The sequence below is a fragment of the Pelatocladus sp. genome (assembly GCF_059505505.1).
In genome coordinates this window covers 1-13263 of record NZ_JCACKS010000261.1, presented here as the reverse complement: position 1 = coordinate 13263, position 13263 = coordinate 1, and the positions used below count along the sequence as shown (strand labels likewise).

At 41.2% G+C, this 13263-nt stretch carries 13 protein-coding genes; 12 read left to right on the top strand and 1 reads right to left on the bottom strand.

Annotated features, from left to right (window positions below; genetic code table 11):
• Window positions 1–102: 102 nt before the first annotated feature.
• Complete coding sequence (locus tag AC5JMK_RS27435; RefSeq protein ID WP_096677517.1) at window positions 103–438, bottom strand: ribbon-helix-helix domain-containing protein; 336 nt, start codon at window positions 436–438, stop codon at window positions 103–105.
• Between the two features lie 386 nt (window positions 439–824).
• On the opposite strand from AC5JMK_RS27435, the gene AC5JMK_RS27430 reads away from it, so the two are divergent.
• The 12 genes from AC5JMK_RS27430 to atpC all read left to right on the top strand — a co-directional run bounded on the left by AC5JMK_RS27430 (window position 825) and on the right by atpC (window position 13002).
• Window positions 825–1358: an HNH endonuclease gene (locus AC5JMK_RS27430; protein ID WP_495911429.1), complete on the top strand. Its 534-nt coding sequence runs from the start codon at window positions 825–827 to the stop codon at window positions 1356–1358.
• A 16-nt stretch (window positions 1359–1374) separates the two neighbouring features.
• The gene (locus tag AC5JMK_RS27425) at window positions 1375–1764 is read left to right on the top strand and encodes an alr0857 family protein (protein WP_096677515.1); all 390 of its coding nucleotides are present in this window, start codon (window positions 1375–1377) and stop codon (window positions 1762–1764) included.
• 222 nt (window positions 1765–1986) lie between these two features.
• Window positions 1987–3276 carry a DUF389 domain-containing protein gene (locus tag AC5JMK_RS27420; RefSeq protein ID WP_495911428.1) on the top strand — a complete coding sequence of 430 codons (1290 nt, stop codon included), beginning with the start codon at window positions 1987–1989 and terminating at the stop codon, window positions 3274–3276.
• A gap of 3 nt (window positions 3277–3279) precedes the next feature.
• On the top strand, window positions 3280–4155 hold the full coding sequence (locus AC5JMK_RS27415) for a DUF8173 domain-containing protein (protein WP_495911427.1): 876 nt from the start codon (window positions 3280–3282) through the stop codon (window positions 4153–4155).
• A 370-nt stretch (window positions 4156–4525) separates the two neighbouring features.
• A complete protein-coding gene (locus AC5JMK_RS27410; protein WP_096679189.1) occupies window positions 4526–4876 on the top strand; it encodes an FtsK/SpoIIIE domain-containing protein in 351 nt (116 codons plus the stop codon).
• 59 nt (window positions 4877–4935) lie between these two features.
• Window positions 4936–6090 carry a mechanosensitive ion channel family protein gene (locus AC5JMK_RS27405; protein WP_495911426.1) on the top strand — a complete coding sequence of 385 codons (1155 nt, stop codon included), beginning with the start codon at window positions 4936–4938 and terminating at the stop codon, window positions 6088–6090.
• A 10-nt stretch (window positions 6091–6100) separates the two neighbouring features.
• Window positions 6101–7225 (top strand): mechanosensitive ion channel family protein, encoded by a 1125-nt coding sequence (locus AC5JMK_RS27400; RefSeq protein ID WP_495911425.1) that lies wholly within the window; start codon window positions 6101–6103, stop codon window positions 7223–7225.
• Window positions 7226–7559: 334 nt separating this feature from the next.
• Window positions 7560–8504 (top strand): NAD(P)-dependent alcohol dehydrogenase, encoded by a 945-nt coding sequence (locus AC5JMK_RS27395; RefSeq protein WP_096677512.1) that lies wholly within the window; start codon window positions 7560–7562, stop codon window positions 8502–8504.
• Window positions 8505–8725: 221 nt separating this feature from the next.
• Window positions 8726–9952 (top strand): TPM domain-containing protein, encoded by a 1227-nt coding sequence (locus tag AC5JMK_RS27390; RefSeq protein WP_495911424.1) that lies wholly within the window; start codon window positions 8726–8728, stop codon window positions 9950–9952.
• Between the two features lie 5 nt (window positions 9953–9957).
• Window positions 9958–10731 carry a LemA family protein gene (locus AC5JMK_RS27385; protein WP_495911423.1) on the top strand — a complete coding sequence of 258 codons (774 nt, stop codon included), beginning with the start codon at window positions 9958–9960 and terminating at the stop codon, window positions 10729–10731.
• A gap of 302 nt (window positions 10732–11033) precedes the next feature.
• A complete protein-coding gene (gene atpD / locus AC5JMK_RS27380) occupies window positions 11034–12482 on the top strand; it encodes a F0F1 ATP synthase subunit beta (RefSeq protein ID WP_096677509.1) in 1449 nt (482 codons plus the stop codon).
• Window positions 12483–12588: 106 nt separating this feature from the next.
• Entirely contained in the window at window positions 12589–13002 is a 414-nt protein-coding gene (gene atpC / locus AC5JMK_RS27375) for an ATP synthase F1 subunit epsilon (protein ID WP_096677508.1), read from the top strand.
• The last annotated feature ends 261 nt before the right edge of the window (window positions 13003–13263 follow it).

Sequence of the window (13263 nt, the reverse complement as noted above, 5' to 3'; positions counted from 1 at the left end):
AGTAAGTCTGTACAAATAAAGCTAACTCGTTAGGATCATAGTGAATACAGCTTAGTTTTGCTTGAACAAGATTAACTAAGCTGCATTCACTTGAATCCAAATTTAACCGACTAAACTTTCGACACTTAGAGGAACCATATCGCCCGTTCTCGTCAGTCCTAACAACATCGGTTGTTGTGGCTGAATTAATTGACCTGTGAGTACACAACGTTCTTCCTGTTGAGCTGTAGCAGCTATACTGGCTCGAATGTCAGATCTTGAAAATCGAGGTTTCCACTCTCCTGATTTTTGCTGAACATAATTCCATAGGATATCGCGGATGAGAGCTTGATATCCCTGATTGCCTGCTAGATCTTTAAGTTTATCTTTTAATTCGCGCTCAAGACGGATGCTGGTGACTTCCATATCGGTGGTAGAGGTGCGGGTAATCGTATGCATCAGTTTTTCTCCTAAAACTATAGACAGGATAGTAATACAAGTGTAGTATGTTTAAAGGAATGTTCAACAGGTGAAATTTTCTGTGATATCTATTTACCCCATCTCTACTTCTTTATGTGCTAACCAGTCCCAAATCAGTTGGGAATCGGCGCCTATGGGAGTGGAGTATTTATTTATGGGGTTAATTTGCCTGAAACTGGGCAAATTTACAGAGGGTAATCATGATTCTAAATATGCCAGGATCGGTGTACTTAATCGAGCATCACAACTAAAACACAAAAGCGGGAGGTACAGACACCAAGATGCTGTACCGATATAAGAATCAAAGACTTTTAAGGTCAATTCTCAACCCCCGCTTTCACAAAGAAAAAAGTGGGGGTTTTTTAATGAGGAGTCAAACCGTGACGATCGCAACGCAAGTTTTAGATCAATCTGTGGTGGTGTTTTCTCAAAATTACTTACCACTGTGTCGAGTAAACATCAAGCGAGCCATCGTACTTTTAATCACAAACAAAGCGGAACCGCTACATATTAATACTAATAGCGGCTGGCAAATTCACTCTCCTAGCTTAGTTATCGATGTACCAAAACAAATTCGCTTGATAATTGCTTCTCGTGAACGGATTTGGAAAGTCCCGCCAGTAAATAGACGAGAAGTTTTACGACGAGACCATCACAGTTGTCAATATTGCGGTAGCAGCAAACATCTGACACTAGATCACGTGCTTCCCCGTTCTCGTGGTGGACAGCATACCTGGGATAACGTGGTTGCTGCTTGCGAACGGTGCAACTCCAAAAAAGGAGATAAAACCCCCCAAGAAACGGGTATGCGCCTGCGTACTAAACCAAAAGCACCAGTCCATCCAACAATTGCTTTTGCGGAACAGTTTTGGATGGACGTGCAAATAAACCTGGAATAACAGGAGAGCATGAGGAATGCTGAAATTAACTTACACCGAAATGAGTTTTCACCTAGAGCGTCTAACTCTGTCTGTTGAGGAATGGGTAGCGCAACGAGTGATTTTGGCACTGCGAGTCGGTCAAAGTCTATCAATTGAACCTAGCACTGCTTCCTTTTTGCTTCCTATGAATTTACCAGGACTAGAACAACTCAAGGTGCAAGTGCGATGGGATGAAAGAAAAATTATCGCTTTATGTGCATCTGATTCTGAGTATGTTGAAGTCACTCTTAGCGGTTCTTGGCTATCGGATGGTTCTGAAAACGCACAAGGTGTGTTTGTCACCACAATAAGCGATCGCACTGAGTTTTTACTGCACAAACTCTGGGTTGCAGCTCAAGTCTGTACCTCTGTAATCAGTGAATAGTTCTGTTAGTAGTAGGGGCGAACGGCCTACTCTGTTTGACTTGAAGCCGCGCAGCTCGCCTCTACGCCCTAAGAAGTTGTTAGTTGCAGGCGATCAGCGATCACAGACAATCCTGTTGTTCTGATTTGTCTGACTGAATTTGAAAAAACAACTCAAAATTTCTTCCTCTAGCTAGAGACAAAACTTTTTGCAATGCAAGATGGTTAGCATCAGGAGGATATTATGCGCCAACTGATTGTCCAGATACCACGCGGAAAAGGAAAAGAAGTTCTTGACATTGCTAAGTCTGTGAATGGAGTAAACCTGGCTCAGTTTGAGGCAAAAGGTAGCGAGGAATTGACTGACTTAGTGCTGGTTCACGTTTCCAATCGGCAAGTAGAGCAGCTGTTCGCAAAACTCGAAGATTTACCGAACGTACACATCACGTTGCTACCGACTGGAGTTATAACTCTGCATCCTCCAGATAGGGAAGCACCTCAGCAGGTAAAGAATGTCGAAGAACGCAGCCCCGTAGAAGTATTTCTCTCTGGATTACAAAGTGTTGGTTCTTGGCAGGGTTTTCTGGGATATGCAGCAGTAGCAGGTTTTGTTGTCTGGATTGGCTTGTATACAAACACAAGTTATCTTTTGGTAGCAGCAATGCTAATTGCGCCATTTGCAGGCCCCGCCATGAATGTAGCAATTGCAACAGCAAGAGGCGATCGCAAATTACTTGGGCGTAGCATAATTCGTTATTTTGCGGCGCTGGTAGTGACAATAGTAGTCGCAGGAGTCTTAAGTTTAATTATGCGGCAGAATATTGCCACCAGCCTCATGATTGACAGTAGCCAAGTTTCCTCTGTGGCTGTTTTGCTACCTTTAGCTGCTGGAGCAGCCGGATCACTCAATTTGCTTCAATCTGATCGCAGTAGTTTGGTGTCTGGAGCAGCAACCGGAATGCTGGTTGCTGCTTCCTTGGCTCCTCCCGCCGGAATTGTTGGGATGGCGAGTGCAATGGGTAGATGGGATTTGGCGATTGATGCTTTGTTTCTGCTGTTTTTGCAACTAGCAGGAATTAATCTCACGGCGGCGGTGTTGTTCCGGCTATTTGGTGTGTCTGCAAAAGGGGTACGTTATACACGGGGTAAACCTTGGGTGTTTCCTGTGGCGTTGGTGTTAACTGTGATATTACTGGCTGTTCTACTAACTTGGCAGTTTGTCAATCCCCCCAATTTGCAGCGCTCTTCTCTTGCTCAAAGAGCTAATGCAGAAATTCAAAAGGTAGTTAATAAAAATCCTCTGGCTGAACTGGTAGAGGCGAATGTTCGCTTTACCCGTGCCAATATCAAAGGTCAAAATACATTACTGGGTATAGTTTACGTCCAACGTCGAGCAGGTGTGAGTGTATCCTCAGAAGAAATTCGCTCTCGTTTGACTCAAGCGATACAAACTCATTTACTGCAACAAGGCTTTAATGTGACACCTCTGCTTGATGTTAGCGTACTTGAGGCTCCACAGCAAAGTGAGGAATGAGACATGGAAAGTATAAAAAAAAACTCATTTTTTTTGGCATTCGTTGCATTTTTAAGTGCAATTGTGATCTCAACAACGGCTTTAGCACAAACTAATATCAACATTAATAATACTAATATCATCCGGGTTGGGGGTGATGTGACAATTGCTCCTAATCAGGTTGTGGAAAATGCTCACGCTATTGGCGGTGATGTCACGATTGAACAGGGAGCGCGAGTCACCGAAACTGCGATCGCGATTGACGGAGATGTGATTTTAGAAAAAAATGCTCGTGTTGACGGAGATGTCTATGCAGTGGGAGGAGAAATTATCACAGAGCCAGGAGCTACTATTGGCGGTGCTTCAAGCACAATCTTAGAGAATGGTAGATGGGGGATGTATGGTAGGAAAAGGGGAATTAGTAGCTTTCTTGTTCGCTATCTATTAAATAGCGCTTTTCATCTTCTCAACGTTCTAATAGGAACTATTATTGGTATTTTAATTTTACTTTGGCGACCAAATTTTTTGCTCAATTTAGCTGCGACTGTCAATCAATATCCTCTGCAAAGTGGATTGTGGGGTTTAGGCGGCTTGTTTGCTGTGATTGTGCTAATCATTCTGCTAGCAGTGAGCTTGATTGGAATACCGTTGTTACCCCTAGTTGGATTGGTAGTTGCCGTTACAGTTATACTGGGAACTCTCGGTGTTGCTCTTTGGGTTGGACAAAGAATTTTGACTAGAACAGAGCGATCGCCCACGCAACAATTTCTCATTGGTGTGCTGATTTTAGCTTTAATCGGTTTGGTTCCGGTACTGGGAGGATTGGTGTTGTCAGTGGTGAATATTTTTGGTTTTGGTACATTATTGTTGTGGTTGTTCAAAAAAAGGCGTTACGCGTAATCGTGCTGTAAATGTCCACAAATTTTGGAAGAAATTACACTTGTTTTTGCAACATAAGTATTTTGGCAATATTTAGTGATTAACTCCACCAGTTTTCCACTTTTTAGAGATATCCTCAAATTAGTAGCAATTAAGCAGCTTAAACTCAACATCACAATATAACCAGTACGTAACGGCGGAAGCTAAACTAATATACCCTGCACCTCTGCGTAGCTCCGCATCTACAAAATAGACAAAATGCTTACTGTATCAACCTTCTGCCGCCTGTCTTGTTGTACTAGTTGCTAGTTGTTGCAGATCATGAATGGTTCAGGAAGAAATCATTCTTCTTCGGTGTGTGTACAGTTTTAGCTTAATGATAAATGCTCTCATGGTAAAAAATAGCCAAAATAATTATAATCCTCTGCCAAAATTTGGGAGAGATGCTCCTTGGTTGTGGCGTCCAAATTTCCGAGATGTAGGTTCAGCCCTCTCAGCTATTTATCTGTTAGAAAATGAAATGAATCAGCGTTATACAAGGCTTAAAAGTGCGAATGTCTTGAATGTTGATAACTACAACCAAATAGGGTCTGAACCAATACATCGCATTGCTATAGTTTTCAGTAATAGTACTGATTTGAGTGGAGAAAAAGAGCAGAAATCCTTATTTGAATCGACCTGTCAACGGATATGTGCAATGGGGAAAGCTGTGGGAATCCACTTGATTTTAGAGCGTATTTAGGGTTCATTTCCCAAAAAAGAGCGATCGCAAACCCGAATATTTAGATCAATTATAGTGAGATGTTATGGTTTATCTCAGCCGAAAAATGGAGTTTACTAGTGTTAGATTCTTTGCTTGAAGTCTTAAATAGTGATAGTAGATTACAAATTGGCACAGTTGTACTATTGTCTTTTCTCACTGGTGGCTTATTTTTCTCTATGTCGGGTTTGCATAGCGTGATTGTGAAACAACCGCTACTGAATCGTTTGATTTCTCTACGTGAAAGAAGTGCTTATCAAAAAATTTTGAAGCCTTATGAGGAATGGCTAGGGATTATCTTTGCTCTTTTAGCTGCTGATATATTTGCTATTTTATTACCAGAATCTAATTGGTCTAGGTTGCTCGAAATTCCAGTGGGATTAGCTTTAACAATTACTGGTAGTTGGTTAGCTTCTCAACTTTTCAAGCAATTTTTTGATTTTTATCTGTTAGATGCAGCAATCAAAAGCGGTCGCAAAGTTAATAGTGAGTTATTAATTCTGACTAAGTTACTTGCGAATGTAACTATTGTAGTTGTAGCGACGCTGCTTTTTGCTCAAACTCATCAAATCAATCTTTTTGGATTAGTAGCAAGTTTAGGAATTGGTGGTTTAGCAATAGCTTTTGCTGCTCAGAAGATATTAGAACAGGTATTAGGTGGTATTGTTATTTATCTTGATCGTCCGTTTGTGATTGATGATTATATTGGCTTACCAGATGGAACTTTTGGTCGAGTTGAATCAGTGGGTTTACGCTCTACCAAAATTCGGACTTCCGGTAAAGGAACACTGATGATTGTTCCTAATAGTTCACTCACCCAAGTTAATATTGAAAATTTTACGGGTGCTAAAAAAGTAATGGCAATTACTTATTTAAACTTCTATCGTGCTGTCAAGAATGAAGAACGAGCTTTGATTCGACAGGTTATCCTTGAAAGTACCGTTGATATATTTGGAATTGATACCCGCAGTACTGATGTGAGTTTTAGAGATTTACCATCAAATCTACAAACAGCAGAAAGAACACAAGCACAGATTACCTTTTTTATCTTAGGTTCTGGTGAAGTTTCAATGGGATTACGACGTCAACTTCTTGATATTGCTAGTCAGAGTATTACCCGACGATTGCAAGAATATGGTATAGAATTTGATATTGAAGAACCAACTGTTTATGTTGATTCTCCTATTACAATTTAAAACCTATTCTATGAAAATTTCGGAAACTGTTAACAGTATTATTCAGCTTGGAGAAATCGCTCAACCTGTATTTATTCAAATCGGGATATTTCTATTCTTTATACTTTTGTCTTTTGTAGTAGGAAGATATACACCTTTATTTATCAGGTTGTTTCTGCGGCAATTCTTCCCGCAACAATTAACGACAATTTATGAAAAATTAATTCATCCGATTAGAAACTTAGTTAAAATTGCAGGAACCTTCATATTAGTCTCTTTTTCATTAAATTGGATTAAAGAGTATCAACTAGTATTTAATTTTATTAAACCTTTTATTGACTTGGCAGTCATTATTAGTATTGCTTGGTTAGCTTCCCGTTTATTTCGCCAATTTATCCTGGTTTATGGAATAGATTTACTCCGCAAGTTTGGTCGGGAAGTTGATGAGCTACTATTAGTATTTGAAACTTTAGCAAATGTAATTATTGGCTTCTTTGCTGTGCTAGCTTTTGCTAAAAATAGATTCGATTTAATTGGCTTGGTAACTGGCTTAGGAATTGCAGGGGTTGCATTTGCTTTTGCTGCTCAAAAAACTTTAGAGCAACTGTTGGGAACTATCGTATTGTACTTAGATCGCCCCTTTGTTCCCGGAGAATATATTCGTTTACAACGTTCTCAACAAATTTCAGAAGGTTTATTTGGTCGTGTTGAATCGATAGGTTTACGCTCTACCAAGATTCGTACAGCAGCAAAAAGTACTCTTTTTATTGTACCAAATTCTATTTTGGCGAATTTAGAAATTGAAAACGTTACTAGAGGCAAGAAAGTAATGGTCTTGCTGTACATCGAATTTCAGAAGCTTTTAGAAGAGCGAGAAAAAGCATTGGTGCAGCAAGTTATTACTGAAAGTACTAATTCCTTATTTGGAATTGACCCAGGAAGTACTAATATTACTTTGACAGATGATTCGGAAAATCAGATAACTCATGCTAGGGTAACATTTTTTATATTGGGTTCGAGTGAAAATTCAATTCAACTCAGAAAGCGGTTATTAGAATTAGCGAATAATAAAATTACTAAATACCTTCTCAATTATGGAATTAAATTTACGATGCAAGAACCCACTATCTATGTAGAATCACCTGTGACACTCTAAGAATCCAGTTTGGTTTATGAACTTATCAGTTGATTCAGGAAACTCTTGATTCTTCTACAAACTTAAACTCTTTACGCAGTGCTGTAGAGTAATTATTCAAAGCAATCTGATTAATTTTTGCTTCTTTTGGTGCATCCATCCAATATCGAATAGCCTTGTTTTTTGGTAATTAGGTATTGAGCATGGTCAAAAAATAACCAAGTATCACCAATTACCGATTACCGATTACCAAAAGCTCCCTCTCATTCCCTCTCTAAAGGAAGTTGTTTGACTGAAAAATAATTAACTAGACTGAATTCAGTCAATTCATAATTAGCATACCGGGAGAAAGAGGATGAAAGCAGTTGTCATTCATCGGTATGGTTCTGCTGATGTGTTGCAATATGAAGATGTAGCACCACCAACAATCAAGGCTGACGAATTACTTGTGAAAGTTCACGCCAGTTGTATTAATCCTGCTGATTGGAAAATTCGCAAGGGAATGTTGAAAATTGTGACAGGTAATAAATTCCCAATGATTCTGGGATTTGATTTAGCAGGTGAAGTCGTGGAAGTTGGTTCTAATGTCACACGCTTCACAATAGGAGATTCAATCTATGGCACTCTAAAACCACCAAATGGAGGTGCTTACGCAGAGTTTGTAGCAGTTCCAGAAAATTGTACTGCTCTCAAACCCACAAACATCAGCTATGCAGAAGCAGCTTCTGTACCCATCGCTGGACTGACTGCTTTACAAGGACTGCGAGATCAAGGCAACATTAAACCAGGACAAGCTGTTTTAATCAATGGTGCTTCTGGTGGTGTGGGTATTTTCGCGGTACAAATTGCCAAGATACTGGGTGCAGAAGTGAGTGGTGTTTGCAGTACGAAAAATCTAGAGTTTGTCAAATCTTTAGGAGCAGATCGCGTCATTGATTACACGCAGCAAGATTTTACTCAAGATCCAGTGCAATACGATATTATTTTTGATGCAGTTGGAAAGCAGTCTTTTTTTGATTGCAAAAAAGTACTAAAGCCTAACGGAATTTACCTTACTACGCTACCCACCCCGGAAAATATTCTACCGGGAATTGTGACAATGATTATTCCTGGGAAAAAAGCCAAATTGGTGCTGGAATCGCCCAAAGCTCAAGATTTAATTTATCTGAAAGAATTGATAGAAGCGGGTAAACTCCGTATTGTGATTGATCGCACCTATTCCCTCCAAGAATTAGCCGCAGCTCATACTTATAGCGAAAGTGAACATGCTGTAGGGAAAATTGCGATCGCTGTAATCTAAAAGTGACCAGTTATTCAATAGGGTGCGTTATGGTGGAACGCCTAACGCACCACCTATTTAGACGTAAAATAGAAGTAGAAGTATTTTGAAACAAATTATTTAATTAGTTAGTCAGATAATTAATAATTATTATTTTCAGAAAGAATGTTCAATAGAACCAACCCATAACAGAAGTTGATTTTACACTTACTCCAGAAATTTTTCTGCTGGAGACTAAAGCAATGAAATTAAATTTTCTCAAATCAAAACGCATTTTCTCGGTGAGTTTATTTTCCTCTGCCATACTTGTTTCTCCGCTTTCTAGTCTGGCTATAACTGTCCAAGAAGTCCCTAATCCTCGACAGAAAAATGGTGGTTGGGTAACTGATATGGCAGGGATTCTCAGCGATCGCACAGAAATCCAAATCAATCAGATGATTTCGGAATTAGAGGCGAAAAATGGCACGGAAATGGCAGTGGTGACAGTGAAAGAAACTGCACCTGCAAGTACTCCCAAAAAATTTGCCACAGAACTGTTTAACAATTGGGGAATCGGCAAGAAAGGACAAGACAATGGTGTTTTGTTTTTGATTTCAGTAGGCGATCGCCGCGTGGAAATTGAGACTGGTTATGGTATTGAAGCAATTTTGCCTGATGCTAAAGTCGGCAATATTATCGATACCCAAATCATCCCACAATTTAAAAAGGGGGATTTTCAAGGTGGAACACTGGCGGGAACAAAAGCGCTACTAGTCGTTTTAAACTCTGAGCGAACATCCTCTGAGAATCAGACAACAACTCCAAATCAGATCGTAACTCCCAATCAGAAAACTTCGCCGAATGCACAAGCAAATTCTGATGGCAATACTCCTTGGGGAATACTTGCCATTGGTGGAATGATGGTACTGGTAGTCGGAACAGGGGTTTTTCTGGTAATTCCTCGGAAAATCTTAATTGCACCAGAAGGACGTACACGCAAAAGTAAGGGAAATTACATTTTTTTGTGTGCTGATTGCCAACAACCGATGGCAAAAGTAGACGCAACTACAGTTGATTCCTTTCTCAGCAAACCAGAAAAAACAGCACAAAAACTTGGTAGTGTCAAATTTGAAGGTTGGAGATGTGGCAATTGTAGCCATAAACTAACTGGTAATGGCTTCCATATTGTTGCCCAAGAATCTCATTCATCTCGATTTCAGAAATGTCCTCATTGTCAAGAGTTGACTGTCACCCGTACTCAAACGACTGTTAGACCAGCTACAGAATATAATTCTGGCAAACGACTAATTATCGATGACTGCCATAGTTGTGCTTATCGCTACGAAAAAGAGGAAATAATTCCTCGCTTACCACCCCCTCCTCCACCCCCTCCTCCCACTAATTATGGTGGTGGTAATTACAGTGGCGGTGGTGGTGGTAGCTTTGGTGGTGGAAGTAGCGGCGGTGGTGGTGCTGGTGGTAACTGGTGAATAATATGAACAATCCACAGAAGAAAATTCCTGAAGAAATTGCGCCGGAGGTGCTAGAGTTAGCCTCGCGTTACTACGCCAATCACACCCAAACTTATTCGGTTTCAGAATTGGTAGCAGCAGGAAAGGAAGCTGATATTCCCGCCGAGTTTATTGAGCAAGCTATCCAAGATGTGCAAGCAAAGCATAAAAAGCAGCAAGAAGAACAAAAGCGATTAGTGCATCTGCGCCAAAGACTATTGCTAGCTGGTGCGGGAATAGTAGCAGCATTGACTATTTGGTATGGCTGGACTTACAACTCACTTCAAAGCAGTAACACTAAAGTTGATGCAGCTTGGGCGCAAGTCGAAAATCAACTTCAACGACGTGCTGATCTAATTCCCAACCTTGTGAATGTGACAAAAGCCTATGCTAAACAGGAAAAAGAGTTAGTCTCTTTATTGGTGCGATCGCGTCAGGCTTATTTACAAGCAACTACTCCTAATCAAAAAGCTGCTGCAACAGTACAAATCAATCAAGCAATTGATCGTTTCGGTGATTATGCAGTTGCTAATCCCCAATTGCAATCAAGCCAATTATTTACCAATCTTCAGTACGAGTTAACGGGTACTGAAAATCGCCTCGCTGTCGAGCGGATGCGCTACAACCAAGCGGTGCAAACATATAATCAAAAAGTTCAAAGTTTTCCCAACTCACTGGTTGCTAATACTTTTGGTTTTGAGAAAAAAGAATTTTTTCAAGCCACAAATACCGAGGTTCCCAACGTTCTCACCGAATAAATCGTCATACACGAGCTTCATCAGGCAGTCCCAGTGAAAAAATTTTACCGCCAAACATGAAAATAGGACTCGTCCTATACCCCTATACCCTTACACCCCCATACCCAATTTTAGTCTCTTATCCCTAACCTAAGCCCCCCTGCTGTGATCCTAGCCTGACTAACTCACTGATCAGCCCAAGCTTAATAATGAATTTATGCCAAATTCTGGCGTCGTTCAGTGCTACTCTTGAAAATGACATAGCTTAATTTTTAAGTCTCTTACGACCCGATCTGAAATATAGCTTCAATCATAGACTCAGCATGGTCACCACAGCAGAAAAAACAAACATTGGTTACATTACCCAAATCATTGGGCCGGTTGTAGACGTAAAATTCCCTAGCGGAAAAATGCCACCAATCTACAACGCTTTGCAAGTCTCTGGTACTAACGAGGCTGGACAGAAAATCGCAATTACTTGCGAAGTACAGCAACTGCTTGGTGACAACCAGGTGCGGGCTGTGGCGATGACTTCCACCGACGGCTTAGTACGTGGTATGGAAGCTGTTGATACTGGCGCTCCCATTAGTGTACCCGTTGGTAAAGCCACCCTGGGTCGGATATTCAACGTCCTGGGCGAACCTGTAGATAATCAAGGGCCTGTCAACAGCGAAGAGAAGTTACCCATCCACCGCGCTGCTCCCAAACTCACCGAACTGGAAACCAAACCTTCCGTGTTTGAAACTGGGATTAAAGTTGTTGACCTGCTGACTCCCTACCGTCGTGGCGGTAAGATTGGTCTGTTCGGTGGTGCAGGCGTCGGCAAAACCGTGATCATGATGGAGTTGATTAACAACATCGCGACTCAACACGGTGGTGTATCTGTATTCGCCGGTGTGGGTGAACGCACTCGTGAGGGCAATGACCTCTACAATGAAATGATCGAATCTGGGGTGATCAACAAAGAAAACCTCAACGAATCTAAAATTGCTCTCGTTTACGGTCAGATGAACGAACCACCCGGAGCAAGAATGCGTGTCGGTCTGTCTGGTTTGACCATGGCAGAATACTTCCGAGATGTGAACAAGCAAGACGTACTGTTGTTTATCGATAATATCTTCCGTTTCGTACAAGCTGGTTCCGAAGTATCAGCGCTGTTAGGACGGATGCCGTCTGCGGTAGGATATCAGCCGACATTGGGTACAGATGTGGGTGAACTGCAAGAGCGCATCACCTCCACCAACGAAGGTTCTATCACCTCTATCCAAGCTGTGTACGTACCTGCGGATGACTTGACTGACCCCGCACCTGCCACTACCTTTGCTCACTTGGATGGAACCACTGTATTGTCTCGTGGTTTAGCAGCTAAGGGAATTTATCCGGCGGTAGATCCTCTGGGTTCCACTTCCACCATGTTGCAGCCCAATGTAGTTGGTGATGAACACTACAACACCGCTCGTGCTGTCCAATCAACCCTACAACGTTACAAAGAACTGCAAGACATTATTGCCATCCTTGGTTTGGATGAATTGTCTGAAGATGACCGTCTGATTGTTGCACGAGCTCGCAAAATCGAGCGCTTCTTGTCTCAGCCGTTCTTCGTCGCCGAAGTATTCACCGGTTCTCCTGGTAAATATGTGAAGTTGGAAGACACGATCAAAGGCTTCAACATGATTCTGTCTGGTGAGTTGGATGAACTACCAGAACAAGCATTCTACATGGTCGGTAGCATTGACGAAGCCGTTGCTAAAGCTGAAAAACTTAAAGGCTAATCTTCAGTGAACAGTTATCAGTGAACAGTTGTCACTCTCATCTTGATAACTGTTCGCTGATAGTTCATGACAGATAACTGATAACTGATAACTGATAACTGAACATATGCCATTAACCGTTCGTGTAATTTCCCCAGACAAAACAATCTGGGATGCTCCTGCTGAAGAAGTAATTTTGCCCAGCACCACTGGTCAGCTAGGTATCCTCACCGGACACGCACCATTATTAACTGCCTTGGATACTGGTGTAATGCGAGTACGTCCTAGTAAAAATCAAGGCTGGACACCCATTGCTCTTCTCGGTGGATTTGCCGAAGTTGAAGAAGATGAAGTGACCATTCTGGTCAATGGTGCAGAACGTGGCGACAAAATTGACCTTGAGGAAGCTCGTGCTGCTTTTAACGATGCACAAACCCGCTTAGGTCAAGTTAAAGAAGGCGATCGCCAAGCTCAAATCCAAGCTAACCAAGCCTTTAAACGCGCCCGCGCTCGTTTTCAAGCTGCTGGTGGTATGGTATAATTAAAAACCCGGTTTCTAGAAGAGACCGGGTTTTTAGTAAGTATTAAATTTTATAATAATTAATGTAAGCTCAATGTAAAATTTTTACTCTGATTCTAAATGGCTGTGGTTCTTATTTCATAATACCTATAAGAATCAAAGCCATTTTTATTTGAGTATGGAAGATTACCAAGCAGCCTTTCTAGATCGTCAGATTGACACTGAAACATTAGACCCATCCGAAAACTCACAAGCCAATACATGCAAGGATTTGAGACCAGT